The following is a 25,157-nucleotide window of genomic DNA, read 5'->3' as shown; positions in this document are numbered from 1 at the left end:
CGGAGCAGTGGAGCGGGCGCATTCACGCATCAGCCGATCTTCATGCACCAGCCCGCCGTGCGCGGAGGCCCGCATAAAAAGGGGCGGCCTGGCGGCCGCCCCATGGGTCATGATTCCCGGAAATCCCTTCGCAGACGCGGCGGGCTTCAGGCGACGCGCAGCAGCACGTGCTTCTTCCTGCCGAAAGAGAGCTTGATGACGCCGTCGCCGGTGAGATCAGCCTCCGTCAGCGCCGCGCGTTCATCGCTCACCACAGCATCGTTGACCCGCAGGCCCCCGGCCTTGATCTGGCGGCGCGCTTCGCTGGTCGAGGCCACCAGGCCGGCGCTGGTGAAGGCTGAGAGCACGCCAAGGCCGGTCTTCAGATCGGCCAGGGCGATGGTGACGCTGGGCAGATCCGCCGCCAGGGCGCCTTCCTCGAAGGTCTTGCGCGCTGTCTCGGCGGCCTGGTCGGCCGCCGCGCGGCCGTGCAGCAAAGCGGTGGCTTCCGTGGCCAGAATCTTCTTGGCCTCATTCACCTCGCTGCCGCCCAGCGCCGCCAGACGGGCGACCTCGTCCAGCGGCAGCACCGTGAACAGCCTGAGGAAGCGCGCCACGTCCGCATCCTCGGTGTTGCGCCAGAACTGCCAATATTCATACGGGCTGCGCATGTCGCCCTTCAGCCAGACTGCGCCACTGGCGGTCTTGCCCATCTTGGCGCCCGAGGCGGTGGTGATCAGCGGGCAGGTCAGGGCGTAGAGCTGGGGACGGCCCATGCGGCGCCCCAGATCGATGCCGTTAATGATGTTGCCCCACTGGTCCGAGCCGCCCATCTGCAGCACGCAGTCATGCCGCTTGCTCAGCTCCACGAAATCATAGGCCTGGAGGATCATGTAGTTGAATTCCAGGAACGACAGCTCGTGCTCGCGCTCCAGGCGGGTCTTCACCGAATCGAAGCTGAGCATGCGATTGACGGAGAAGTGCTTGCCGACGTCGCGCAGGAAGTCGATGTAGTTCAGCGGCGCCAGCCACTCGGCGTTGTCGACCATGAAGGCGGGCGCGCCGGCGCCGGCTCCGTGGGGCGCGGGCGCCAGGCCCTCCTGGTCCTTGCCAAAATCGATGAAGCGCGAAAACACCGTGCGCAGGCTCTGCTTGTTCTCTTCAATCTGCTCCAGGGTCAGGATCTTGCGGCTCTCATCCTTGCCGGAGGGATCGCCGACGCGGGTGGTGCCGCCGCCCATCAGGGCGATCGGGCGATGGCCGGTCTGCTGGAACCAGTGCAGCATCATGATCGACAGCAGATGGCCAACGTGCAGCGACGGCCCGGTGCAGTCATAGCCGACATAAGCGGTGAGCTGGCCCGACGCCGCCTTCTCGTCCAGTCCCGGCAGATCCGAGCACTGGTGAATGTAACCGCGTTCGGTCAGGACGCGCAGAAAGTCGGATTTTGGCGCGGTCATCAGCTCGCTCACTTTATATCTCTGGCGGAATATCTCTGGCGGAGGCGAGCCCGGCGCTCAGGGCCGGGCGTCGCCGTGTCTCCGCCTCCATTCCAGACGCCGCGCATGGCGGAGGCGGGACGGGAAGGCGGGAGACGCAAATCTGGCTTGCGCGCGTTTAACATCTTTGCGCCGGGAGATCACGCGGGATAGCGCCAGAACCATGCGCGCCGTCAGGCGGGAGGGGCGAACCGCTCCGGCGCCGCGAGATCGGGCGCGCCGGGAGCCTCCGCCGCGCGGGAGGCATGGCAGGAAGGGCGCCGGCATGGCCCTTGCCGGCGGACTGTCCTGGACAACCAGCCATGAAAACCCAGCCCCCGGGGGGCTACAGACGCGCCCCGCATATGCTGCTGATTTATGGGATAAAATTCTTATTTACAGTCAAGCTTCCGCCTGTTTGGCGCATCGTCCTGAGGCAAGAAAAGCAGCCTTGCTCCAAATACAAGCTTTCGCTTACGACCTTTGGCGTAGTAACTTGGGGAACTTCGCAAAAATCGTAATTTTTGCGATCTTTTTTGAAATTATGCAAAATCAGGATCGCACGGACAAGGATACCGACGGGCAAGTGCATGCGAGTATTTGTCCCACCAGATACATGGGGTTCACCCAGCCCTCACCTTGAGGAACGATGGGGTGAGGCCGGAGAGCGTGAAGACTGGAGCTGGTGGATCAACCTGCGCGCCGGCTGAATGCGGGCGCGAATGCAAAAAAGATAACGGAAGCTAGTCTGAAGAACTGAACGTGAGGGGGGAGGGGGTGCGGATTGGTTTTGGTCAGGCCGCGAGAGAGGGCGTTGTCAGCGACAACACTTTCCTCGAATCCAATGGCGCAGAGCGTATCTTCCTGGCGGAATCGCCGGAGAGCGGGCAGTCGACTCTCGCGCACGCGATCGCCTTTTTGCGGCAAGGGGATGTGTTTTTGATAGCCTCCCTCGAAAGGCTCGGGCAAAGCCTCGAGGCAATTGTTGATTCGCTCGAAAAAATTTCAAAAACCGGCGCCGCCATTCAGGTCGGCGAAAGCGACATCACGCCCGGCACGCCTTTGGGCGACGCGCTGCTGCCGGTCTCCAGATACCTGGCGGAGCGGATCCGCCCGACGCCGCGCGGCGCAGGTCCGGCAGGGGGCGGTGAAGCCAGAAACGATGAGCAGGAACGGCGGCAACGCGGACGCCCGGCTGTCCTGACCAGCGCGCAACGGGAGCGGGCCCAACGTCTCGTCACCGAGCAGGGCATGTCGACCCGCCAGGTGGCCAGGCGCTTTGGCGTTTCCACCGCGACGATTTACCGGATCCTTCAGGAGACCTGAAAGCACGGGACCTGACGGAAGCCCTTCATCGCGCGAGAAACACGCCGAATCAGGGGATGACCCGCCGTGCGGCGGATACGCGCCCCGGCGTGGACGGTTTCGATGCTGGCGCGCCGCGCCGCACTCCAGGCTTGCACCCCTATCCGTCGCTGCATGCCAACAGCCTGCCCGGCCTTGCCGCGCCATCCGGCGGCTCCTCCCGCGTCTCCCGTTCCCGCCGCTCCTGCACAACCAGAAATGCTGCTATGCTTGACCGCATGGGCTGGCGTCGCCACACAACGCCGGCCCGGCTGGCGCGCTGCCCGCCTTCGGCCAACCACCGCAAAAGACGTTCCATAACAGGTTGAGGAGTTGAACGGGATGACTGTCCGGCGGGCGATTGGCCTGATGAGCGGCACGTCGATGGACGGCGTCGACGTGGCGTTGCTGGAAACGGACGGTGAAACCATTCACGCCTTTGGCCCGACCGGATATCGGGCGTACAGCCCGGCGGAACGCTCCGTCCTGGCGGAGGCCATGACGGCGGCGCCGGCGCTCACGCGCCGCGAAGACCGGCCGCCGGCGCTCACCGCGGCCGAGGATCTGGTGACCGCCGCCCATGCCGAGGCGGTGAATGACTTCCTGGGCCGCAACGGCCTGGGGCCATCGGATGTCGATGTCATCGGCTTTCACGGCCAGACGGTGCTGCATCGCCCGCAAGCCCGCCTGACCGTGCAACTGGGCGACGGCGCCAGGCTCGCCGCGGCGACGGGGATCCCGGTGGCGTATGATTTCCGGGCGGCCGACGTGGCGGCCGGCGGCCAGGGCGCGCCGCTGGTCCCGGTGTTTCACGCCGCCCTGGCGCGCTGGGCTGGCCTGGCGCCGCCCGTGGCTTTCCTGAATATCGGCGGCGTCGCCAACGTCACCTTCATCAATGCGGACGGATCGCTCGTCGCCTTCGACACCGGGCCGGGGAATGCGCTGCTCGATGACTGGATGCGCACCCGCGCCGGCGCCAGCATGGACATTGACGGCGCCATGGCCGCCGCCGGCGCTCCGGACGAAGCCCTGCTGGCCTGGCTGCTGTCGCATCCGTGGTTTGACGCTCCGCCACCCAAATCCCTGGACCGCAACTGGTTTTCACCCGGCGTGGCGGCGCATCTGGGCGCGGCGGATGGAGCCGCCACCCTGGCGCATTTCACTGTCCGCTCCATCGCCAGGGCGGTGGAGGCGTCGGGCGGTCCGCCGCCGGCGCGCTGGATTGTCTGCGGCGGCGGCGCCCGCAATCCGGAGTTGATCCGCCTGCTGCGGGAGCGCCTGCAAGCCCGCGTCATTCTGGCCAATGAAGCGCAACTGGATGGCGATTTCATCGAGGCGCAGGCCTTCGCCTTCCTTGCGGTCCGCAGCTGCGACGGCCTGCCGCTTACCTGGCCCGGCTCCACCGGCGCACCCGCGCCAATGACCGGCGGCGTGCTCGCCACACCGCCGCTGCGGCAAACCGCGGCCATCGCCGAAACCGCCTGATCCGGCGCCGCCTTTCGGGGGCAGATTCCGACGGTCAGCCGTGAGCGCGGCAAGGGCCCGCGGCAAGGGCCTGCAGCAAGGGCGCGACGCGAAAAAGGCCGCCTGGCGGCGGCCTTCTGATAACTGGCGCGAAATGGCGGCTCCGGCGATGTGGCTCTCATGCCGGGGCGCGGAGATGCCGGCGCATCCGTGGCCTGAAAAGCGCAAACGCCACCCCGGCTTCACCCAAACCTTGGGAAACGTCGGGTCTGACAGTCAGTCTTCCACTGTCAGTCTTCCCCGGCTTCTTCCTCAACCGGGTCCGGCGGCGGCGGCAGCGCGGCGGTTTCTTCCTCACCCGAGCCAAGCCGCTTGTCGAGATAGTCGTTCACCACCGCGATCAGCTCGTCGACCTTGCCGTCGAAGAAGTGGTTGGCGCCCTCGATCACCGCATGCTCGAGCAGGATGCCTTTCTGGGTCTTCACCTTCTCGATCACCGGCACAACGTCCTTCACCGGCGCGACCCGGTCTTCCGAGCCATGCACGAACAGGCCAGACGAGGGGCAGGGCGCCAGGAAGGAGAAGTCATAGCGGTTGGCCATGGCGGCGATGGAAATGAAGCCCTCGATCTCCGGGCGGCGCATCAGCAACTGCATGCCGATCCAGGCGCCGAAGGAGATGCCGGCGATCCAGCAGGTGCGGGCCTCGGGGTTGATCGACTGCACCCAGTCAAGCGCCGCAGCGGCGTCGGAGAGTTCGCCAACGCCATGGTCGAAGCTGCCCTGGCTGCGGCCGACGCCGCGGAAGTTGAAACGCAGCACGGAGAAGCCGCGTTTCACATAGGTGTAATAAAGGTTGTAGGCGATCTGGTTGTTCATCGTCCCGCCAAACTGCGGGTGCGGATGCAGGATCACCGCGATCGGCGCACCCTTGCGCTTTGACGGGTGATACCGGCCTTCGATGCGTCCGGCAGGGCCAGGAAAGATGACTTCAGGCATACTCAACCTTGCTGATGCGGCTGACCGTGCGCCTCTGGAAGGTCAAGGCGCGGGGCGCGCTTGACTTCAGGGCAGGTCGGCCTAAAAAGGGCTTAGAACGGTTCTACGCACATTAACACGCGGTTCGCAACAGGTCTCCGGGGCGCGGCGCGATACGGCTCAGGTCGGTCCGCGTCCAGCAGAATCCGGGCCATGGCGCCCGCGTCGCGCGAACCCCATATGGCAGACATGGCCATGGCCCCAGGGGGCTGGCCAAAACAGGTCAGGCCAGAACAGGACGCCGGACCTGGTCAGGATCTGTTGCACGGCCGCACGTTTGCCGCGTCTGGCCCGGAGACAGGCGCGAGCGCCTGTTTAACACGGCGAGAGGGGTCCATTGCAAGGATTGCGTTCGCCCGCCGGGCATTTGGCGTGGCGACGGCCTTTCTGGGGCGGCATGAATGACTGAAGCGCGCATATATCTGGATCACAACGCGACATCGCCGGCGCGACCCGCCGTGCGTGAGGCGATGATCCACGCCCTGTGCGCCGCCGGCAACGCCTCGTCGATCCATGCAGAAGGCCGGCGGGCCCGGGCGGCCATCGAGCAGGCGCGCGATGAGGTCGCCATGCTGGTGGGCGCGGCCAGCCAGGACATTATTTTCACCAGCGGCGGCACTGAGGCCGCCAATACGCTGCTGGCGGGTGGACTATCGTTCCACGGAGCCCAGCCGGCCAGGCTGATCGCGCTGGCGACCGAGCATCCCTGCGTTCTGGAAGGCCACGGTTTCGCCGCGGGTCGGGTCAGCCATGCGCCGGTGAATGGCGACGGCGTCATTGATCTCGACTGGCTGCGCGCGGATCTTGACGCCAATGGCCCGGCGCTGCTCGCCATCCAGCTGGTCAACAGCGAGACCGGCGTCATCCAGCCGGTGAGCGCCGCAGCGGAGATTGTCCACGCGGCTGGCGGCGTGGTGGCGTGCGACGCGGTCCAGGCGGCCGGGAAACTGCCGGTCGACATGGCCGCCCTGGGGGCGGACGCGCTGTTCGTTTCCGCGCACAAGATCGGTGGCCCGCAGGGCGTTGGCGCCATCGCGCTTGGCGGTGGTTTCGTCACGCTGGACACGCGGCTGCTGCGCGGCGGCGGCCAGGAGCGCGGCGCGCGCGCCGGCACCGAGAATGTCGCCGGAATCAGCGGTTTCGGGATCGCCGCCCGCATTGCCGCCACAGAGCTTGAGCATAATGCCGCCCATTGCCGGGAGCTTCAAAGCCTTGCCGAACGGCGGTTGCGCGATATCGCGCCTGACGTGGTGATTTTTGGCGAGCACGCGACGCGCGCGCCCAATGTCACGGCGTTCGCGGCGCCCGGCTTTTCAGCGCAGACCCTGTTGATGCAGTGCGATCTTCGGGGTATCGCCCTCTCGTCCGGTTCGGCCTGCTCGTCGGGCAAGGTCAGGCGCTCGCATGTGCTGGAAGCCATGGGAGTGACAAAGGACATCGCAGGGGGGGCGGTGCGCATCAGCACCGGCTGGAACTCAACCGAAGCCGACATTGCGCGCTTCGCCGACGCGTTCGCCGCCTGCGTGGCTGGCGCGCGCGAACGAAGAGGCGCGCTGGCGGGCGTATGACGCCCCCGCGAACAGGCGGCCGCAAGGTCGCCGGTGCAATCTGATTTGGCCGTTCTTTCGGGAGCGCGCCGTGACTGGCCAGCCCACGGCCCTTGAAGCCGTGACAGGAGGACAAGATGGCCGCCGTGCAGGAAACCGTCGACCGCGTCAAGGCGATCGACGTAGACCAGTACAAATACGGGTTTGAGACCGTGCTGGAGACCGAGAAGGCCCCCAAGGGCCTTACGGAAGACACGGTGCGTTATATTTCGGCCAAGAAAAATGAGCCGGAATGGATGACCCAATGGCGCCTCGACGCCTTCCGTCGCTGGCAGACCATGGTCGAGCCCACCTGGGCGCGCGTCGACTACCCGAAGATCGACTACCAGGACGCCTATTACTATTCCGAGCCGAAGAATTTCTCCGGCCCGGATTCCCTCGACGACGTCGATCCGGAAATCCTCAAGACCTACGCGAAGCTGGGCATCCCCCTGCGCGAGCAGGAGCTGCTGGCCGGCGTGAAAACGTCGAAGGTCGCGGTGGACGCGGTGTTCGACTCCGTGTCGGTCGCCACCACCTTCAAGGAAGAGCTGAAAAAGGTCGGCGTGATTTTCTGCCCGATCTCCGAGGCCATCCGCGAGCATCCGGAGCTGGTGAAGAAATACCTCGGGTCGGTGGTGCCGGCCTCGGACAATTTTTTCGCCACGCTGAACTCCGCCGTCTTCACCGATGGATCGTTCGTCTACATCCCGGAGGGCGTGCGCTGCCCGATGGAGCTGTCGACCTATTTCCGCATCAACGAGCGCAACACCGGCCAGTTCGAGCGCACGCTGATCATCGCCGAGAAGGGCTCCTATGTGAGCTACCTTGAAGGCTGCACCGCGCCGCAGCGCGACGAGCACCAGTTGCACGCCGCCGTTGTCGAGCTGGTGGCCCTGGAGGACGCGGAGATCAAGTACTCCACGGTCCAGAACTGGTTCCCCGGCGACGCGGAAGGCAAGGGCGGCATCTACAACTTCGTGACCAAGCGCGGCGATTGCCGCGGCGACCGCTCGAAGATTTCGTGGACCCAGGTCGAGACCGGCTCAGCGATCACCTGGAAATACCCGTCCTGCATCCTGCGCGGCGATGGCAGCAACGGCGAGTTCTACTCGATCGCCATTTCCAACGGCCGTCAGCAGGTCGACAGCGGCACCAAGATGATCCACCTCGGCAAGAACACGACGAGCCGGATCATTTCCAAGGGCATCGCCGCCGGCAAGTCGGACAACACCTATCGCGGTCAGGTTTCGGCCCACCGCAAGGCGTCGAACGCGCGCAATTTCACCAATTGCGACTCATTGCTGATCGGCGACCAGTGCGGCGCGCACACCGTGCCCTACATTGAGTCGAAGAACGCTTCGGCGGTGTTCGAGCATGAGGCCACCACCTCGAAAATCTCCGACGACCAGATGTTCTATTGCATGCAGCGCGGCCTGTCGGACGAGGAAGCGGTGGCGCTGATCGTCAACGGCTTCGTCAAGGACGTGCTGCAGCATCTGCCGATGGAATTCGCGGTGGAGGCGCAGAAGCTGATCTCGATCTCGCTGGAAGGCAGCGTGGGCTGACGCCCGGCTGCCTCAACTGAACAACAAGACCCAATGGACCGCGGCAGGCGCGCAGGACGCGACGCCCGGCCCGAAAGACCGGAACAACGCCATGCTGGAAATCAGGAATCTCGTCGTCGACATCGATGACAAGCGCATTCTCAACGGCCTGAACCTCACCGTGAACAAGGGCGAGGTCGCGGCGATCATGGGCCCGAATGGCTCGGGCAAGTCGACTCTCTCTTACGTCATCTCCGGCAAGGAGGATTACACCGTCGTGGACGGCGAGATCCTGCTCGACGGCGAGAACATCCTGGAGATGGACCCGGCCGAGCGCGCTGCCCTTGGCGTGTTCCTGGCCTTCCAGTACCCGCTGGAAATCCCCGGCGTCGGCACCATGACCTTCCTCAAGGCGGTGATGAACGCCCAGCGCAAGGCGCGCGGCGAGGCCGAGCTGACCACGCCGGACCTCATGCGCCGGGTGCGCGAGGCAGCCGAAAAGCTCTCGATCAAACAGGACATGCTGAAGCGTCCGCTGAACTTCGGCTTCTCGGGCGGCGAGAAGAAGCGCATGGAAATCCTGCAGATGGCGCTGCTGGAGCCCAAGCTGTGCATTCTCGACGAGACCGACTCCGGCCTCGACATCGACGCCCTGAAGATCGTCGCTGACGGCGTCAACGCCCTGCGCTCGCCGGAGCGCTCTTTCCTGGTCATCACCCACTACCAGCGCCTGCTCGACTACATCGTGCCCGACACCGTGCACGTGATGGCCAATGGCCGCATCGTCCGCACCGGCGGCAAGGAGCTGGCCCTGGAGCTGGAAGCCAATGGCTACGCCGACTACCGCCAGCAGGCCGCTGAATAATGGGCGCTGACGTGAAGCCGTTGCGGACCGCCGCCGAGACCGCGCTGATCGCGCGTTTCCAGGCCGCCGCCAACTCCCTGCCAGGCGACAGCGCAACCGGGCGTCGCCGCACGGAGGCATTCGACCGCTTCGAGAAGACGGGTCTGCCGACCCGCCGGATCGAGGAGTTCCACTACACCGACCTGCGCGCCCTGCTGCGCGACGCGCCGGAGCCGGCCGCCCGGCCGGACGCCGCCGTCGTCGCCACGGTGCTGGCCGGCAACGCCGCCTTCCCGGCGCCCTTGGCGATTCCGTCGCTGGATTTCGTCAACGGCTACCTGGTTTCGCAACCGCCGGCGATCGCTGGCGTCGACATCGTGGCGCTGGACGCCGCGCTGGCGGCGGGCGACGCCCTCACCAGCCGCCTGGGCGCGCTGGAGCTGGCCCAGGACAACCCCATGCTGGCGCTCAACACCGCCTTCATGGCGGAAGGCGCCATCGTGCGGGTGACGAAGGACGCCGGCGACGTTGCCCTGCAATTGCGCTTCGCCAATGCCGCCGGGGCGCCATTCTCGTCCGCGCCGCGCGTGCTGGTCATCGTTGATGACGGCGCCAGCCTCGATCTGATCGAGACGCACGCCGGCGCCAACGGCCTGGCCTACCAGGTCAATGCGGTGGTGGAAATCAGCGCCGGCGACGGGGCCCGCGTGAACCACACGCGGATCAACGCTGAGGGCGACGCCGCCCAGGCCGTGTCGACGCTGGCCGTCACGCTGGGCGCTGACGTGCGCTTCAGCTCGTTCGGGCTGACCACCGGCCCGGCCATGTCGCGGCACCAGATCTTCCTGGGCTGCGCGGGCGAGGGCGCCGACATCACCATTGGCGGCGCCACCATGCTGCGCGGTCGCCAGTTCGCCGACACCACGCTCACGCTCGATCACGCCGTGCCGAACTGTAACAGCCGCGAGCTGTTCAAGACGGTGCTGGACGATGAGTCGACCGGCGTGTTCCAGGGCAAGATCATCGTGCGCCAGCACGCCCAGAAGACCGACGGACGCATGATGTCCGCCGCGCTGCTGCTGGCGGAAAACGCCACGATGAACAACAAGCCGGAGCTGGAGATCTTCGCCGACGACGTGCAGTGCGCCCACGGCGCCACCTGCGGCCAGCTCGATGACGATCTGCTGTTCTACCTGATGGCCCGCGGCCTGCCGCGCAAGCAGGCCGAGGCGCTGATGGTCGAGGCGTTCCTGGGCGAGCCGCTGGAATTCGTGGCGCGCGAGGACGTGCGCGACAATCTCGTGGCCATGGTGGAAAGCTGGCTGGCCGCCCGCGGCTGAGCAGGCAGGCATTTCCATGTCCTGACAATGCATGCGGCGACCTCGCCGCATGCGCCGGAGCGCCCGCCGGATGGGATAGTCCGCCCGGCCAGAGGCGCCCTGATCAGTATTTCAGGAGGGCGGGGACAGCCCCGCGATTGTCTCCATGACAGACAGCACGCCCGCCGCGCCTCTCGATCTCGCGCGCATTCGCGACGATTTCCCGATTCTCTCCCGGCAGGTCTACGGCAAGCCGCTGGTCTATCTCGACAACGCCGCCTCGGCCCAGAAGCCGCGCGCGGTGATCGAGGCCATGACCCGGGCGATGGAAACCGGCTATTCCAACGTCCATCGCGGCCTGCACTATATGGCCAACGCCGCCACCGAGGCGTTCGAGGACGGCCGCGAGGCGGTGCGCGCCTTTCTCAACGCCGCCTCGACCGACGAGATCATCTTCACCCGCTCGGCGACGGAGGCGATCAATCTGGTGGCCGACAGCTACGGCCGCATGGCGATCGGCGAGGGCGACGAGATCGTCCTGTCGATCATGGAGCATCACTCCAACATCGTGCCGTGGCATTTCCACCGGGAGCGCAAAGGCGCCGTGCTCAGGTGGATTCCGGTGGATGACGATGGCGTGCTCGATCTGGATGCTTACGAAAAGCTGCTGACCGACCGCACGAAAATCGTCGCCATCACCCACATGTCCAATGTTCTGGGCACCGTCGCGCCGGTGAAGGAGATGATCCGCATCGCCCATGCGCGCGGCATTCCGGTGCTGGTCGATGGCAGCCAGGGCGCGGTGCACCAGAGCGTCGACGTGCGCGATCTCGACGCCGATTTTTACGTGTTCACCGGCCACAAGGTTTACGGACCAACCGGCATCGGCGTGCTCTACGGCAAGCGCGACCTGCTGGCGAAGATGCCGCCGTTCAATGGCGGCGGCGAGATGATCGAGACGGTGACCATGGACACGGTCACCTACAATACGCCGCCGCACCGCTTCGAGGCCGGCACGCCGCCGATCGTCGAGGCCATCGGCCTCGGCGCAGCGCTACGCTACATGCAGGCCATCGGCCGCGACCGCATCCACGCCCACGAGGCGGAATTGAGCGCCTACGCCCATGAGCGGCTGGGCGAAATGAATTCCATCCGCATCATCGGCCGGGCGCCGGGGAAGGGCGCCATCCTGTCGTTCGAGATGAAGGGCGCCCACGCCCATGACGTGGCCACCATCATCGACCGGGCTGGCGTGGCGGTGCGGGCTGGCACCCATTGCGCCATGCCGCTGTTGACGCGCTTCGGCGCCACCTCCACATGCAGGGCGTCGTTTGCGCTGTATAATACGCGCGACGAGGTTGATGCGCTGGTCGATGCGCTGCGCAAGGCCGAGCGCATGTTTGGATGACATGACCACGGCATCGGTGTATGCCGTCGGCTGGAGCATGATGCGGGCAGGTGGGCATCGCTTGTCCGCGAATAGTCATGCGAAATTATAAAGTTAGAGCGTGATGCGGTTCGGTGAAACCGCATAGCGCTCTGGAATGCGTGTTTGGGCGGCGGCTTCATTCGTTTGGCCAGCCAGCCGGATCAGGAGCGGTTTCCGCAGGATGCAAAATCCGCGTGGCGGTCCGCTCCCGGGAGATGACGAAGTGACCCAGAACCAGATGACCGACGGACCCGCGCCCAACGCGCCTGACGTCACGCCGTCGTCCACCTTGCCGCCGGAAGAGATCGATCGCCTGACGGACGAAATCATCGCGGCGTTCAAGACGGTGTATGATCCGGAAATCCCCGTCGATATTTACGAGCTTGGCCTGATTTACCGCGTCGCGATCAATGACGACCGTCATGTCGACGTCGACATGACGTTGACAGCCCCCGGCTGCCCGGTGGCCGGCGAAATGCCCGGCTGGGTGGAGAACGCCATCGCCGCCGTGCCTGGCGTATCCGGCGTCGATGTGCGGATGGTGTTTGATCCGCCGTGGGACCAGAGCCGCATGTCCGACGAGGCCCGCGTCGCCCTCGATATGTGGTAAGCGCCGCGACGGCAGTCTCGCGGGACACATTGTCGGGCTGCCAGGCCTGGTATCTGGCCCGGTGAGATATACTTTCCTGACAGGGCGGGTTCGTTGTTGCGCGCCCGCATGGAAGGAACGCCGCAGATGACCGCCAGCGACAGCCCGCCGCCTTTTGATCCACCGCCTCTTGGCCAGCTGCTTGAGAGCGCGCTTTATGTGGACGACCTGGAAAGGGCGGCGGCGTTTTACGGGAATATCCTCGGCTTGCGCCCGCTGGTGGCGGATGGACGCTTCCGGGCCTATGCGGCTGGCGATCGCAACGTGTTGCTGCTGTTCCAGCGCGGCGCCACCACGGAAACCGTGCATATGCCGGGCGGAACCATTCCGCCGCACGGTTATCTGAAAACCCGGCCGGATGACCGTATCCAGCAGCACATCGCCTTCGCGACAAGCCGCGAAGGGCTGGGGCAATGGGAAACGGCGCTTGTGGCGCGCGGCGTCGCCATTGAGGGGCGCACCGACTGGCCCAAGGGCGGCCACAGCATTTATTTTCGCGATCCGGACGGCCATCTGCTTGAACTGGCGACGCCAGGTCTCTGGCCGATTCCCGGCGGCTAACCCAGCCGCATCCGGCAAAAGGCGCGGCGGCAAGCGTCTGGTCTGCTGGCCGATGTCCGATGCGCGCCCCGGCAATTGTCTGGGCGAGGAGCAGGGCATTGTCGCCGATGCGGCCTGTGCCCAGGATATTTCCAACAGCTGTCACAACAGTCAGGCTCCTACCATCTGACAAGTTGCTTCATCCGCCAGGAAAAAGCATGCTGCGACGTCTCTCACCCGTATCGGGCGATGTATTCAATGACGATGAATGGAGTTTGTAATGGCTGTTGACGGCGCCTGGAATCTGACCATGCAGACACCGATGGGCGAACGGAGCTCCACTGTGAACCTGACGGCCAATGGCGGCGCCCTGACGGGCACGCAGAGCGCCGATCATGAGGCCGGCGAGATTTTTGACGGCAAAACATCCGGCGATGATGTCTCCTGGAAGATCAAGATCACCAGCCCGATGCCCCTGACGCTGGAATTCAAGGGCAGCGTCGCTGGCGACAACATGGATGGCAAGGTGTCGGCCGGGTTTATCGGCAGTTGGGGCTTCTCGGGCGTTCGCGCCTGATCAGCGCCGTGAGGCAGTGTCCGCCTCACTGGAAAAGCCTCCCAATGCATGTTTGCCGGAACCGGCGTCGTCAGGCGATGGCGCCGGCCCGTGCATGGTTTCCCGCGTCACCAGGGAGATGGTGACAAAGCTCACATAGAGCAGCAGATACCAGGACCCGATCTTGGAAAATGACACCAGTTCCGGCGTTTTTTGCCCGGCGTAAAGCCATGTGCCGGTGCGCGTGCCGATATTCTCCGCCACCCAGAGAAACAGGCTGGAGAAAAGAGCCGCCAGCGGCAGGGGCATCCAGTACCAGCGCGCCAGCCTGAACCAGATGCGCGTGCGGCCATAGATCAGGATGGTGGCGGCGAACAGGGCCCAGCGCATGTCCGGCAGGAAGTGATGCGCGAAGAAATTGGCATAGATGCCCACCGCCAGCGCCAGGGTTAACCATAATTGCGGGTAGGGCGTGAACCGCATCTCGAAGATGCGAATGACCCTGACCATGAAGCTGCCTACCGCCGCATACATGAAGCCGGAAAACAGCGGCACGTCCATGACGCGGAAGAAGCCTGGCTCCGGATAGCTCCACGACCCGGCGCTCACCTTGAACCATTCCATGGCCGTTCCGGTGATATGGAACGCCAGGATAACCCGCGCCTCCGACCATGTTTCCAGCTTCAGCGCCAGGAACACCACCTGGACAACGATGGCGAAGATGAACAGCGCGTCGTAGCGCGGCGCCGGCCAATCCGCTTGCCAGATCAGCCGGCTGACCAGGATCGCGCCAAGCAGCAGCCCGGCGAACAGGCAGGCCCAGGCCTGCTTGAGCCCAAACATGACAAACTCGGCGGCATAGCCGGGCAACCGCCGGCGCACCATCTCGCCAAGGCGCAGTTCCAGCGCGCGCGTATCATTCATGAAAAATCGCAACTCCATCCGTTGTGCGCCGCTGGAAACAGGCCCGCCATGCGGAAATTGGCGTCTGCATGCAGCCCGCGGCCAGAACCCGCCGGGCCATCGGACAACCGGGATAAACCGTTCACACCTTGTGGGAAAGCCATGGCGCGTGCCCGCGCAGCCGGTGGCTGACGCGCCACCGGCGATGGGAACTGGCCAGGGATCGTGCTGGTCAAAGATCGGAAGGACACGGGATCGGGTGGCCCTGGGATGGGCGAACCTGGCGACGAAGCCAGGCCGACGGTTACGAATAGGCCAGTTGCAGGGCGTCGCCAGAAGGACGCCAGCAAGGGAATGCCCAGGAACGAGCAGCAGCGAGACCGGGCAAGGGAGTCATGCCCAAGCAGCCATACCAGGGAAACCATGCCAGGGAAACCAGGGCGAAAACCGTTGTAACCGAACAGGTTTCACCAGCCATTCAGCCCGGTAATGGATTGCAACGGAGCGGGAAGCGTGGCTCCGGCTTCATATATAATTCGCAGAAGATATATTATGGAACTATAAATCATCTCCAGATCAGGCCAATCTGGCGCCTCTGGCGATTTGAGCGGTTTTCAGCCCCTGGAGATCCGGACGTCGTGCATCGGGACGCTCCACGGGCTGAAACAGTTCGGAAGGATCTGGCGGCCTCAATGGCGGCGAGCCAGGGCGGGAGCTCCCGCCGGCACTGCCGGCGCTCAGGCCCCGCGCCGCGCCGCAACCGGCGCTTCGCCGGTCAATCGGCGGACGCGCGGAATGACCTCGGCCGCGAAGCGTCGCATCTCGCGCTCGAACGGCTGGAACTGCAGCATGAAGGTGTCGATACCCAGGTCATGAAACGCCGCGACCCGGCGCGCCACCGCATCATAGTCGCCGACAAGCCCGGCGGCCGTGCCGCCATTGGTGCCGACCGATGGCGTGCGCGCGATCGTCTGCATCATCACCACAGCCGGATCGGTGTTGGTCCGCTGTATATCGCGCAGCGGCGCATCCAGTTGCGCCAGGCCGGCAAGTCGCGCCAGTTCGGCGTCGGCCTCGGCCTGGGTCGGCCTGGCGATGACGAACGCCGACAGCCCGAAGCGCAGCGGCGCGCCGACGCGCGGGCGCGCCCGCAAATCCGCGACCAGATCGCGAACCGCCTCCAGCGGCTGGCCGTTGATGAACCAGACGTCGCCCTGGGCGGCGACCAGCGCCCGCGCCGGCCCCGACTCGCCGCCCACATAAATCGCCGGCCGCCGCCGGAATTTGCCCACCGGCCTGAGTTGATAGTCGTCGATGTGGAAATGCGCGCCGTGATGGGTCACCGCTTCGCCGGACATCAACCGACTGACCACGGACAGCCATTCCGCGCCATAAGCGTAGCGCGCATCGTGCTCCGCGAACGGCAATCCGGCCCTCTCCAGTTCCGGGCGGTTCCAGGCATTGACCAGATTGAGGCCAAAGCGCCCCTGGCTGATTTCCTCAATCTGTAGCGCCATCTTGGCCAGCACGACCGGATGATACAGGTATGGCTTGATCGCAGCGATGATCTCGATCCGGCTGGTCAGGGCCGCCAGCGCGGCGGAGGCGGTCCACGCCTCAAGCTGGTCCAGTTCCCGGTCCAGTGGATTTGCGGTGTGCTGCGCCACGAGCGTCGTCGCATATCCGAGCCGCTCAGCCTCCAGAACCAGCGCACGATTCCGCGCGAACGACGCGTCATAGGGCTCTTCCGGATCATGCAGCGCAGCCCGGTTGCCATGAACCAGCGCCCATATGCCAAAACGTAGCGCGTTTTGAGACATTTCTTCCTCGCAGTCGCATTGCTAAAGAACAATATTCCATTCTCAACGAATGAATACATAATATACGAAAACTATATTGATGTACACGCCAACAAAATTAAATTACATCTAGACAATCAGGAATTAACCATGCCGCACACACGTCGCCATGTACTTGGCCATCTTCTTGCCGGCGCGCTCGCCGCGCCCGTTGTGTTGTCCGGGGTTGCCCGCGCCGCCGCGACGCCGGTGCGGTTCAGCTATCAGCGCTCATCGACGCTGCTGACCTTGCTCAAGGAAGACCGGGTGCTGGAAAAACGGCTGGCGCCGTTGGGGCTGGAGGTGAACTGGAAACAGTTCACATCCGTGCTGCAGCCCATGAACGCCGGCTCGGTGGAGTTTCATGCGGATGTGGCCGACGCCGTGCCAATCTTCACGCAGGCCGCCGGCGCAAAACTCACATTTTACGCAACGGAAGCGCCCTCGCCGTCCGCTGAAGCCATCATCGTGCACGCGGATTCGCCGATACGCAGCGTGCGGGACCTGAAAGGCAAACGGGTTGGCGTCTCGCGCGGCTCCGGTTGCCACTTCATCCTGGCGGCGGCGCTGGCCCGCGAGGGTCTGTCATTCAGCGACATCACGCCGGCCTATCTGGAAGCGCCGGACGGCGCGGCGGCGTTCAAGGGACGCAGCATCGACGCCTGGGTGATCTGGGATCCGTTCCTGTCAATCACCGAGCACCAGCATCCGGTGCGCACCATCGCCGACGCCACCGGCCTCAGTGGCTACAGCCGTTATTATACGGTCAATACCAGCTTCGCCAACGAACGCCCGGATGTGGTGAATATTGTCTTCGCAGCGCTGGCCGAACAGGGCCGCTGGGTGAAAGCCAACCCGGAAGCTGCAGCGAAGAAGCTCGCGCCGATCTGGGGCGATGTACCGCCAGAGGTCGTCAGGGCCGTCAACCAGCGGCGCAGCTATCAGGTTCTCCCGGTGCAGCGCGACAGGCTGGGCGACCAGCAGCGCATCGCCGACGTCTTCTTCGCCGCCGGGCTGATCCCACAAAAAATCGACGCTACCTCCGCGCCGATCTGGGCGCCGCCGTCCTGAGGGCGGCGGCAGCCGCGCCTGCCTGACGGATCTTTTCGTCAGGCAGGCGACCGGACATTGCCCGGTCTGGCAAGAAATGCGGCCGGCTGCAAATGCGCCCTTCAGGCGCACTCTTCAGGCGCTTTGCCGCGCCGCCATGATCTGCTGGAGTTCGGCCTCGTAAGGCGCGTAGGAATCCTTCAGCGTGGCGCTGTTGAGCAGCATCGTCGCCACGAGATCGTCGGTACCGGCGCGATAGACGCGGGTCAGCACCCAGGCGCTTTCGGTGCGCCGGCTGCCGCTGAGGCCAACGACCTCGCGCTCCAGTTCGTAGGGTTCGCCAACGAATAGCGGGCCATTGACCAGGCGGATTTCCTGGTCGGCGAACAGGCCAACCGCCGGGCCGCGCGCTGGCAGGCGACCATTCTCCGGCGAACCCAGCAGCACGCTGATCATCTCCATCGGGATGATCGCCCGCCCCCACGGATTGTCGCCGGCGACATACCACGACGACGGCTCGGTGATGACTTTAAGCTTGTCGCCAAGGCTGAAGGGATACAGGGCGCCCATGTTCTGGTCCATGGCCATGCGCACCGGAACGCGGCCGCCAAAACGGCCCATCGTCACATCCGCCAGGATCACCAGAACGTCCGGCGCTTTCAGGGTCTGCAGCCGCTGCTCCAGCGCCGTCGGCGGGTTGCCGGCGCCAACCGAGGCGGTGCCGCGCAGCACTTCCTCGCCGTCCTCACGTTGCATCCAGATTTCCGTATGCGTTGCGCCGTCCGCCGGCTTGCGCATGAAAGCCCGGGCGAGATCACCCTCGTAGCAGGGGCTGCGGTAGTGGGCGGAAATGCAGCCGGTTTCGAACCAGGCCTTGCCCCACAGATGCGCGCCGAGCGGCGCGAACTGGCTGAAATGCGTCGGGCCTTCGATGGTGCCGCCCTTGAAGCCCAGCTTCTGGGCGGTGGCGTCATCATGAATCGAGGCGTGATCGTCGTAGGACTGCGCCTGCAACATCTGGCGCGGACCGCGCAGCGGACCGGATATCACCGCGCCGTCATCATGGATTTCGGTCGCAAAAGCTTTCGACATGACGGTTCCTCCCATATCGGCCGGCTCCATCGCTGGCCGTTTTTATAGTGTTTACGCCGTCTCCAGAACCATGCCGTCAAAGGCCGGTGTCACATGCGGCGGCAGCTCCGCCGCCAGCGTCGCGTAATCCAGGTCCGTATGCAAATTGGTCAGCACCGCCCGTTTCGGCTGCACCCGCGCCACCAGTTCCAGCGCTTCCGCGACGTTGAAATGCGTCGGATGCGGCGTGTGGCGCAAGGCATCGACGATCAGCACGTCGAGGCCGTGCAACATGGCGATGCTGTCTTCCGGCATCAGATGCACGTCGCTGGCGTAGGCCAGGCCGTTGAAGCGGAAGCCCAGCGCCGTGGTGTCGCCGTGCAGCATGTTGAACGGCAGCGCCCGCACCGCGCCGCCAGCGCCGTCGATCACCACCTCCGCGCCGACCGTCATGGAATGGCGGCGCAGGATCGGCGGATAGGAGCTGCCGTGCGGCGTGCGGAAGATGTAGTCGAAACGGTCTTCGAGGAAGGAAAAGGTCTTGTCGTCGATCCAGACGTCGAGGCGCCGGCGCATGGCGATGGCCAGGGGGCGCACGTCATCGATGCCATGGGTATGGTCGGCGTGCTCGTGGGTCAGCAGGATGCCGTCAAGCTTGCGCACGTCGGCGTCCAGCAATTGCTCGCGCAGGTCCGGCCCCATGTCGACCAGCACCGTGGTGGCGCCGCCTGTCCCGATCCGCTCCACCAGCAGGGCGCAACGCCTGCGGCGGTTTTTGGGATTGGCGGGATCGCAGGCGCCCCACCCCTGCCCCACGCGCGGCACGCCAGCCGATGAGCCACAGCCGAGAATGGTGACCTTCAGGCTCATGCGCTCCCCCAACCTCTTACTGGTTTCCGGCCTGTTCAAGGGCCGCGGCCTTGTCGAACAGCCGGAAGAAATTGTCCGTCGTCAGCCTGGCCAGCGCCGCCGCGTCCATGCCGCGCACCTCCGCCAGCACCCGCGCCGTGTGGGCTGTGTAGGCCGGCTCGCAGCGTTTGCCGCGCACCGGAACCGGCGCCAGGTATGGCGAATCCGTCTCCACCAGCAGCCGCTCCGCCGGAACCCCGGCGGCGATGTCACGGATGTCCTGCGACTTCGGGAACGTCAAAATGCCCGAGAACGACACATACAGCCCAAGCTCGACGCCGACCCGCGCCAGCTCCGCCCCGGAGGAGAAACAGTGCAGCAGCGCCTTGAAGGCGCCCTTCGCCATCTCCTCACGCAGGATGGCGATCATGTCGTCATCGGCCTTGCGCGCATGGATCACCAGCGGCAACCCGGTGATGCGGGCGGCGGCGATATTGGTGCGGAACACCGCCTGCTGCACCTCCGGCGGGTCCTTGTCGTAAAAATAGTCCAGCCCGGCCTCACCGATGCCGACGCAGCGCGGATGCTGCGCCAGGGCGACGATCTCATCGACGGTAACGTCCGGCTCCTCACCTGCGTGCAGCGGATGGGTGCCGACGGTGAACCAGACGCGCGGATCACGCTCGGCGATCTCGCGGTAAACGTGCGCCTTGCGCACGTTGGTGGCGATGGTCACCATGCGCGTCACGCCGGCCGCCTCCGCCCGGGCCATCACCTCGTCGAAATCACTGGCGAAATAGTCAAGGTGGCAGTGGCTGTCGACAAGCATCAGGAAGCTGCTTCCGTTTCCGGTTCAACATAACGCGGAAACACCGGCGCCGGCGCCGGCAGATGCGTATGCTCGATCAGCCGGCCAACCTGCCCCAGATGCGCGAAGTCGCGCCTGTCCGCGTCAACGGCCAGCAGATCGAGCAGTTTCTCCGCGGCTGCCGGCGTCACCGGCTGGGCCAGGATGGCGACGTTGCGGATCACCTCAGCCGTCACATACAGCACGGTGGCCATGCGATCGGGTTCGGTCTTGCGCAGCTTCCACGGCTCCTGGGCGGCGAAATAGCGGTTGGCCTCGGCCACCACCGCCCAGACCTCCGCCAGGTAGGTATGCAGGGCAAACTGGTCGAGCGCGGCGCGCGCCTTGTCGCGCAGGGCGTCGGCCTGGGCGAGCATGGCGGCGTCTTCCACCGTCAGGCCGCCCGGCTGCGGAATCTTGCCGTGGCAATTCTTCGCCACCATCGACAGCGAGCGCTGGGCCAGATTGCCCAGATCGTTGGCGAGATCGGCGTTGACGCGGTTGACGATGGCCTCGTGGCTGTAGCTGCCATCCTGACCGAACGACACCTCGCGCAACAGGAAGTAGCGCATCTGGTCAACGCCATAGGCCGTGGCCAGATCGGCCGGCGAAATGACATTGCCCAGCGATTTGGACATCTTCTCCCCCTTGTTGAAGAGGAAGCCGTGGCCGAAGACGCGCTTCGGCAGCGTCACGCCCGCCGACATCAGGAACGCCGGCCAGTACACCGCGTGGAAGCGGATAATGTCCTTGCCAATGATGTGGGCGTCCGCCGGCCAGTAGCGCCACCGCGGATTGTTTTCATCCGGGAAGCCGACGCCGGTGATGTAATTGGCCAGGGCGTCGATCCACACATACATGACGTGGCCCGGCGCGTCCGGCACCGGGATGCCCCAGTCCAGCGTGGTGCGGGAGATCGACAGATCCTGCAGGCCGCCGCGCACGAAGCTGGCCACCTCATTGCGGCGGCTGTCCGGGCCGACGAAATCCGGCTGCTCCTCATAGAGCTTCAGCAGGCGATCCTGATATTTCGACAGGCGGAAGAACCAGGTCTGCTCCTCGGTCCACTCCACCTGGGTGCCCTGCGGACCAAGGCGCGTTCCATCGCCCTGCAACGTGGTTTCGCTCTCGTCGTAGAACGCCTCGTCGCGCACCGAATACCATCCGGCGTAGGTGTCCAGATAGATGTCGTCATTGGCGCGCATCCGCCGCCACAGCTCCTGGCAGGCGGCGTAATGGGCCGGATCTGTGGTGCGGAAAAACCTGTCGTAGGACACCGACAGGCCATCGCACATGGCCTGGAACAGCGCCGAGTTCCGGTCAGCCAGTTCGCGCGGCGTCACGCCAGCTTTGGCCGCCGTCTGCACCATCTTCAGGCCGTGCTCGTCCGTGCCCGTCTGGAAATAGACGTCATAACCATCCAGCCGCCTGAAGCGGGCGATGGCGTCGGCGGCGATCGCCTCATAAGCGTGGCCAATATGCGGAGCGCCATTGGGATAGGAAATGGCTGTGGTGATGTAGTAGGTCGGCCGGCCGGCTGCCATCTGCGATAACCCGTTGATTTTGAGCCGGATCCCGGGCGGCGCGGGCCGCCAGGATCCTTCCGGCCAGACCGGCGCGTGCTTACGGGGCGCAGAGCCGCCGGACAGCTTCCGCGAGGTCGCCGAACATGGACATGACCAGCGGCCGCCGATCCAGATTATAGCTTTCCGCCTCGCGCGCCGCCTGGGCGTTCTTCTCCCACACCTCGACCAGGGGCGCAAGGCGACGCGGCCCCTGCCCCGCCTGGCTGCGCACAAGCCCGGAGGTCCAGTCGCCAACGGTTTCAAGCACCGTGCGGAACGCCTCTTCCTGGTCGCGGCCAGTCACCTTGTCCGCCAGCGCCAGGGCGTCGGCGACCTCCATGCGCGGCAGCGCCTCCAGCAACGCGCGCGTCTGGCGGATCAACGCCCGCCGGGTATCATCGAGCATGGCCAGCGCCTCACCCACCGAGCCATGCGCCAGCGTCACCGCCTCCGCCAGTTCAGCCTCCTCCGCATCGCTCCATGGCGCGCCCAGCGATCGCACCGCCCTGGTCACGTCCGCGTCGGCCAGCGGCCGCAGGTTGAGCCGCCGGCAGCGCGAGCGGATGGTCGGCAACGTGCGCGCCGGGGCGTGTGAAATCACGAACACGATGGCGCGCGGCGGCGGCTCCTCGATCGCCTTGAGCAGGGCGTTGGCGCCGGCGACGTTCAGGTCATCGGCGCAGTCAACGATGACCACCCGCCAGCCGCTGGCCGTCGCCCCGAACAGATCGAGCGCCCGGCGCACGTCCGCAACGGCGATTTCAGCGGAGAATCCCTTGCCGTCCTTGCGCGGCCCGCGGCGGATCACCGCCACATCCGGATGGGCTCCGCTGGCGACCTGGCGGAAAACCCGGGCGTCCGGCGGCACATACAGGCTGGTCGCCGCCGCGCCAGACGCTGACGGGTCGGGATTGGCCAGCAGAAATCGCGTCGCCCGCCAGGCGAAGGTGGCCTTGCCAATCCCCGCCGGGCCGCCAACGAGCCATGCATGATGCAACCGGCCGCTACGCCAGGCTTCAAGGAACGCGTCCTCAGCCTCCTGATGGCCGAACAGCAGCGACTGCTCGCGCGGATGCGGCGCGCCAGGATGCTGGTCCGGCCCGATCGCTTCATCCGCTCCGGTTGCCATGCTGCTGTGTCTCCTGTGTGTGACGCGCGCGGTATATCAGGATCGCGGTTCGGGAGGCCGTCATTTTATGCGGCGACCGACTTTTATCGCGTGATCGCCGGCAGCGGCGTCACCGCTTCGCCCAGCCGCTCGTCGACGACCTGAAAAATGGCCGCCTCGACCTCAGGAACGGCCCTGTCCGCATTGACAATGGCGCAGCGCCCTGGTTCGGCGCTGGCGATCTGGTGAAAAGCCTTGCGCAGCCGGGCGTGAAACCCCAGCCCCTCGCTTTCGAACCGGTCAGGCTGGGCGCCGGCTTCGCGACGCGCGGCGGCGCGCTGCAGGCCGATGGCCGGCGGCATGTCCAGCATCAGCGTCAGGTCCGGCCGGACGCCGGCCAGCGTCACCTGTTCCAGCGCCTGCATGACCGCATCGTCAAGCTTGCCATTCGCCCCCTGGTAGGCGCGGGTGGAATCGGCGAAGCGGTCGCACAGCACCCATTTGCCGGCCTGTAACGCAGGGCGGATCAAGGTGTCGATGTGATCGATGCGGGCGGCGCTGAACAGCAGCGCCTCGGCCATGGGGCCAAGCGCGCGGGCGCCGCCGCCCAGAATGTAATTGCGGATCGTTTCGGCGCGTTGCGAGCCTCCCGGTTCGCGCGTCACCACCACCTCCAGGCCGGCGGCGCGCAGCCGCGCTTCCAGCAGCCGGATCTGGGTGGATTTTCCAACCCCCTCACCCCCTTCAAACGTGATGAATCGCCCGCGCAGCTTCGCCCTGTCGCTCATTCGCGCCTCAATGCCTTGCGGATCCAGCCACCCGCCAGCTCAACCGCGCCATCCATAGCCCGTTGCGGCAGACTGCCCCGCGTCACCGCCGTGGCGGCGTAAAGCGGCGTCTCCAGCGCCGGCGCATCGCCGCGCAGCACCACGAGCCTGCCAATTTCCGCGCCCGCCGCAACCGGGGCCTGCACCGGGCCGGTATAAACGATTTGCGCCGTCAGTTTGTCCTCTCCCTCGCGGCGCACCAACACGCTGACAGGCGCGCGGGCCGCCAACGCGACAGAGCCGCTGGCGCCGCCGAACACACTGGCCTCGCCCACCGTCGCGCCCGCCTCGAACAGCTTGCGCGCCTCGAAGGTCCTGTAAGCCCATTCCACCAGCTTGCGCGCTTCATCCGAGCGCGCGGCGGCGGTCTTGAGGCCTGTGAGCACGAACACCAGCCGCTGGCCGTTCTGCACCACCGAGCCCGCCAGGGCGAAGCCGCCGTCTTTGGTATAGCCGGTCTGCAAGCCATCGGCGCCGTTCACCGCCTGCACCAGCGGATTGCGGTTGCGCTGGCGAATTTTGTTCCAGGTGAACTCCGGCTCGCTGAACACCCGGTAAAGCTCTGGCCATGTGGCGATGACATGGCGCGACAGCCGCGCCATGTCGCGGGCGGTCGTCATCTGCCCCGGGTCCGGCAGGCCAGAAGCATTGGTGAAACTTGTCCGGATCAGGCCCAGCTCTTTCGCCTTGGCCGTCATGCGGGCGACAAACGCCGGCTCGCTGCCTGCGATGCCTTCCGCCAGCACGATGGCGGCGTCATTGCCCGCCTGCACCAGCATGCCGCGCAGCAGATCGCCGACGCGCACCTCGCTGTTCAAAATGGCGAACATGGCCGAACCGCCGGATGGCCCGCCGCCAGTGCGCCAGGCGTGCTCCGACACCCGGAACATCGTATCCGGCGTGACCTTTCCCGCAGACAGCGCCTCGAACACGAGGGCGGCGGTCATGATCTTGACCATGCTGGCGGGCGCGAACGGCGCATCAACCGCCTTGTCGAACAACACGGAGCCCGTGGCGTCATCAATCAGGATCGCCTGGGCGGCTTCCGTTTCGAACCCGGCCGGCGTTTTGGCCGCCGCCTCGCGCCCATGCTGGGCGGCCGCTGGCGCGACAGGCAACGCCAGCGTCGCGGGAAGCAACGCGACCACGCCCACAAGCGCACGCGCCGCAGCCTTCGCCCCCACCGAAAAGGTGGCGCGCCGCCCGTCTCGCCGCTTCAGTCCGGATATCATGGCGGACAATCTCATCAGGGGAATGTGCGGCGACCGCGGCGCAAAAACAAGCAGCCCGCAACCGGGCCAGCCGGCGCATCCGGCCCGCCAGAAGC

Annotated in this window: 23 protein-coding genes; 12 read left to right on the top strand and 11 right to left on the bottom strand. The window is 65.7% G+C overall.

From position 1 onward, the window contains the following. Positions 1–146: 146 nt before the first annotated feature. Positions 147–1,439: a tyrosine--tRNA ligase gene (tyrS, locus tag ACERNI_RS01440; protein ID WP_448831485.1), complete on the bottom strand. Its 1,293-nt coding sequence runs from the start codon at positions 1,437–1,439 to the stop codon at positions 147–149. Between the two features lie 304 nt (positions 1,440–1,743). Here tyrS and ACERNI_RS01435 point away from each other — a divergent pair, with 304 nt between their 5' ends. The 3 genes from ACERNI_RS01435 (at position 1,744) to ACERNI_RS01425 (ending at position 4,286) form a co-directional block, all read left to right on the top strand. Next, the gene (locus ACERNI_RS01435; protein WP_448831484.1) at positions 1,744–2,100 is read left to right on the top strand and encodes a hypothetical protein; all 357 of its coding nucleotides are present in this window, start codon (positions 1,744–1,746) and stop codon (positions 2,098–2,100) included. Between the two features lie 134 nt (positions 2,101–2,234). After that, on the top strand, positions 2,235–2,783 hold the full coding sequence (locus ACERNI_RS01430; protein WP_448831483.1) for a recombinase family protein: 549 nt from the start codon (positions 2,235–2,237) through the stop codon (positions 2,781–2,783). A 360-nt stretch (positions 2,784–3,143) separates the two neighbouring features. After that, entirely contained in the window at positions 3,144–4,286 is a 1,143-nt protein-coding gene (locus ACERNI_RS01425; protein ID WP_448831482.1) for an anhydro-N-acetylmuramic acid kinase, read from the top strand. Positions 4,287–4,555: 269 nt separating this feature from the next. Here the strand turns inward: ACERNI_RS01425 and ACERNI_RS01420 are convergent, their stop codons facing one another. After that, the gene (locus ACERNI_RS01420; RefSeq protein WP_448831481.1) at positions 4,556–5,263 is read right to left on the bottom strand and encodes an alpha/beta hydrolase; all 708 of its coding nucleotides are present in this window, start codon (positions 5,261–5,263) and stop codon (positions 4,556–4,558) included. A 440-nt stretch (positions 5,264–5,703) separates the two neighbouring features. On the opposite strand from ACERNI_RS01420, the gene ACERNI_RS01415 reads away from it, so the two are divergent. From ACERNI_RS01415 to ACERNI_RS01380, 8 genes are all read left to right on the top strand, one after another. Beyond that, positions 5,704–6,870, top strand: coding sequence for a cysteine desulfurase family protein (locus tag ACERNI_RS01415; RefSeq protein WP_448831480.1), 1,167 nt, complete (start codon positions 5,704–5,706; stop codon positions 6,868–6,870). Between the two features lie 116 nt (positions 6,871–6,986). Continuing rightward, positions 6,987–8,456: a Fe-S cluster assembly protein SufB gene (gene sufB, locus ACERNI_RS01410; RefSeq protein WP_448831479.1), complete on the top strand. Its 1,470-nt coding sequence runs from the start codon at positions 6,987–6,989 to the stop codon at positions 8,454–8,456. A 91-nt stretch (positions 8,457–8,547) separates the two neighbouring features. Next, positions 8,548–9,300, top strand: a complete 753-nt coding sequence (sufC, locus tag ACERNI_RS01405) for a Fe-S cluster assembly ATPase SufC (RefSeq protein WP_448831478.1) — start codon at positions 8,548–8,550, stop codon at positions 9,298–9,300. An 11-nt stretch (positions 9,301–9,311) separates the two neighbouring features. Further along, positions 9,312–10,619, top strand: a complete 1,308-nt coding sequence (gene sufD, locus ACERNI_RS01400) for a Fe-S cluster assembly protein SufD (RefSeq protein ID WP_448831477.1) — start codon at positions 9,312–9,314, stop codon at positions 10,617–10,619. Positions 10,620–10,764: 145 nt separating this feature from the next. Next, positions 10,765–12,006 carry a cysteine desulfurase gene (locus tag ACERNI_RS01395; protein ID WP_448831476.1) on the top strand — a complete coding sequence of 414 codons (1,242 nt, stop codon included), beginning with the start codon at positions 10,765–10,767 and terminating at the stop codon, positions 12,004–12,006. Positions 12,007–12,265: 259 nt separating this feature from the next. Next, entirely contained in the window at positions 12,266–12,637 is a 372-nt protein-coding gene (locus ACERNI_RS01390; RefSeq protein ID WP_448831793.1) for an SUF system Fe-S cluster assembly protein, read from the top strand. 126 nt (positions 12,638–12,763) lie between these two features. Further along, positions 12,764–13,237 carry a VOC family protein gene (locus ACERNI_RS01385; protein WP_448831475.1) on the top strand — a complete coding sequence of 158 codons (474 nt, stop codon included), beginning with the start codon at positions 12,764–12,766 and terminating at the stop codon, positions 13,235–13,237. 259 nt (positions 13,238–13,496) lie between these two features. Then, on the top strand, positions 13,497–13,793 hold the full coding sequence (locus tag ACERNI_RS01380; protein WP_448831474.1) for a hypothetical protein: 297 nt from the start codon (positions 13,497–13,499) through the stop codon (positions 13,791–13,793). Here the strand turns inward: ACERNI_RS01380 and ACERNI_RS01375 are convergent, their stop codons facing one another. Then, a complete protein-coding gene (locus ACERNI_RS01375) occupies positions 13,794–14,696 on the bottom strand; it encodes a DUF817 domain-containing protein (protein ID WP_448831473.1) in 903 nt (300 codons plus the stop codon). It abuts the gene before it with no gap. Positions 14,697–15,412: 716 nt separating this feature from the next. Beyond that, positions 15,413–16,495 (bottom strand): LLM class flavin-dependent oxidoreductase, encoded by a 1,083-nt coding sequence (locus ACERNI_RS01370; RefSeq protein WP_448831472.1) that lies wholly within the window; start codon positions 16,493–16,495, stop codon positions 15,413–15,415. Between the two features lie 129 nt (positions 16,496–16,624). On the opposite strand from ACERNI_RS01370, the gene ACERNI_RS01365 reads away from it, so the two are divergent. After that, entirely contained in the window at positions 16,625–17,584 is a 960-nt protein-coding gene (locus tag ACERNI_RS01365; protein ID WP_448831471.1) for an aliphatic sulfonate ABC transporter substrate-binding protein, read from the top strand. Between the two features lie 114 nt (positions 17,585–17,698). Here ACERNI_RS01365 and ACERNI_RS01360 read toward each other — a convergent pair whose 3' ends face one another. The 7 genes from ACERNI_RS01360 to ACERNI_RS01330 all read right to left on the bottom strand — a co-directional run bounded on the left by ACERNI_RS01360 (position 17,699) and on the right by ACERNI_RS01330 (position 25,062). Continuing rightward, complete coding sequence (locus tag ACERNI_RS01360; protein ID WP_448831470.1) at positions 17,699–18,655, bottom strand: hypothetical protein; 957 nt, start codon at positions 18,653–18,655, stop codon at positions 17,699–17,701. Between the two features lie 51 nt (positions 18,656–18,706). After that, the gene (locus tag ACERNI_RS01355; RefSeq protein ID WP_448831469.1) at positions 18,707–19,504 is read right to left on the bottom strand and encodes an MBL fold metallo-hydrolase; all 798 of its coding nucleotides are present in this window, start codon (positions 19,502–19,504) and stop codon (positions 18,707–18,709) included. Positions 19,505–19,520: 16 nt separating this feature from the next. Further along, positions 19,521–20,312: a TatD family hydrolase gene (locus ACERNI_RS01350; RefSeq protein WP_448831468.1), complete on the bottom strand. Its 792-nt coding sequence runs from the start codon at positions 20,310–20,312 to the stop codon at positions 19,521–19,523. Then, positions 20,312–21,874 carry a methionine--tRNA ligase gene (metG, locus tag ACERNI_RS01345; RefSeq protein ID WP_448831467.1) on the bottom strand — a complete coding sequence of 521 codons (1,563 nt, stop codon included), beginning with the start codon at positions 21,872–21,874 and terminating at the stop codon, positions 20,312–20,314. The genes ACERNI_RS01350 and metG overlap by 1 nt, the downstream gene beginning before the upstream one ends. Positions 21,875–21,953: 79 nt before the next feature. Continuing rightward, complete coding sequence (locus ACERNI_RS01340) at positions 21,954–23,024, bottom strand: DNA polymerase III subunit delta' (RefSeq protein ID WP_448831466.1); 1,071 nt, start codon at positions 23,022–23,024, stop codon at positions 21,954–21,956. An 83-nt stretch (positions 23,025–23,107) separates the two neighbouring features. Continuing rightward, complete coding sequence (tmk, locus tag ACERNI_RS01335) at positions 23,108–23,791, bottom strand: dTMP kinase (protein ID WP_448831465.1); 684 nt, start codon at positions 23,789–23,791, stop codon at positions 23,108–23,110. Further along, entirely contained in the window at positions 23,788–25,062 is a 1,275-nt protein-coding gene (locus tag ACERNI_RS01330) for a D-alanyl-D-alanine carboxypeptidase family protein (protein ID WP_448831464.1), read from the bottom strand. Before ACERNI_RS01330 ends, tmk begins: the two co-directional genes overlap by 4 nt. Positions 25,063–25,157: the final 95 nt, after the last annotated feature.

It is taken from the genome of Camelimonas sp. ID_303_24 (assembly GCF_053543495.1).
The sequence above is the reverse complement of the archived record's forward strand: the minus strand, read 5'-3'. Positions and strand labels throughout refer to the sequence as shown.

Bases quoted from the DNA above. Each gene is read 5' to 3' on its own strand.
- ACERNI_RS01370 (WP_448831472.1), bottom strand. From the start codon at position 16,495: ATGTCTCAAAACGCGCTACGTTTTGGCATATGGGCGCTGGTTCATGGC.
- ACERNI_RS01415 (WP_448831480.1), top strand. From the start codon at position 5,704: ATGACTGAAGCGCGCATATATCTGGATCACAACGCGACATCGCCGGCG.
- ACERNI_RS01340 (WP_448831466.1), bottom strand. From the start codon at position 23,024: ATGGCAACCGGAGCGGATGAAGCGATCGGGCCGGACCAGCATCCTGGC.
- ACERNI_RS01380 (WP_448831474.1), top strand. From the start codon at position 13,497: ATGGCTGTTGACGGCGCCTGGAATCTGACCATGCAGACACCGATGGGC.
- ACERNI_RS01395 (WP_448831476.1), top strand. From the start codon at position 10,765: ATGACAGACAGCACGCCCGCCGCGCCTCTCGATCTCGCGCGCATTCGC.
- ACERNI_RS01385 (WP_448831475.1), top strand. From the start codon at position 12,764: ATGACCGCCAGCGACAGCCCGCCGCCTTTTGATCCACCGCCTCTTGGC.
- sufB (WP_448831479.1), top strand. From the start codon at position 6,987: ATGGCCGCCGTGCAGGAAACCGTCGACCGCGTCAAGGCGATCGACGTA.
- sufC (WP_448831478.1), top strand. From the start codon at position 8,548: ATGCTGGAAATCAGGAATCTCGTCGTCGACATCGATGACAAGCGCATT.
- ACERNI_RS01390 (WP_448831793.1), top strand. From the start codon at position 12,266: ATGACCGACGGACCCGCGCCCAACGCGCCTGACGTCACGCCGTCGTCC.
- ACERNI_RS01435 (WP_448831484.1), top strand. From the start codon at position 1,744: ATGGCCCTTGCCGGCGGACTGTCCTGGACAACCAGCCATGAAAACCCA.
- ACERNI_RS01355 (WP_448831469.1), bottom strand. From the start codon at position 19,504: ATGAGCCTGAAGGTCACCATTCTCGGCTGTGGCTCATCGGCTGGCGTG.
- tmk (WP_448831465.1), bottom strand. From the start codon at position 23,791: ATGAGCGACAGGGCGAAGCTGCGCGGGCGATTCATCACGTTTGAAGGG.
- tyrS (WP_448831485.1), bottom strand. From the start codon at position 1,439: ATGACCGCGCCAAAATCCGACTTTCTGCGCGTCCTGACCGAACGCGGT.
- ACERNI_RS01360 (WP_448831470.1), bottom strand. From the start codon at position 18,655: ATGTCGAAAGCTTTTGCGACCGAAATCCATGATGACGGCGCGGTGATA.
- ACERNI_RS01420 (WP_448831481.1), bottom strand. From the start codon at position 5,263: ATGCCTGAAGTCATCTTTCCTGGCCCTGCCGGACGCATCGAAGGCCGG.
- ACERNI_RS01330 (WP_448831464.1), bottom strand. From the start codon at position 25,062: ATGATATCCGGACTGAAGCGGCGAGACGGGCGGCGCGCCACCTTTTCG.
- ACERNI_RS01365 (WP_448831471.1), top strand. From the start codon at position 16,625: ATGCCGCACACACGTCGCCATGTACTTGGCCATCTTCTTGCCGGCGCG.
- ACERNI_RS01350 (WP_448831468.1), bottom strand. From the start codon at position 20,312: ATGCTTGTCGACAGCCACTGCCACCTTGACTATTTCGCCAGTGATTTC.
- ACERNI_RS01375 (WP_448831473.1), bottom strand. From the start codon at position 14,696: ATGAATGATACGCGCGCGCTGGAACTGCGCCTTGGCGAGATGGTGCGC.
- ACERNI_RS01425 (WP_448831482.1), top strand. From the start codon at position 3,144: ATGACTGTCCGGCGGGCGATTGGCCTGATGAGCGGCACGTCGATGGAC.
- metG (WP_448831467.1), bottom strand. From the start codon at position 21,874: ATGGCAGCCGGCCGGCCGACCTACTACATCACCACAGCCATTTCCTAT.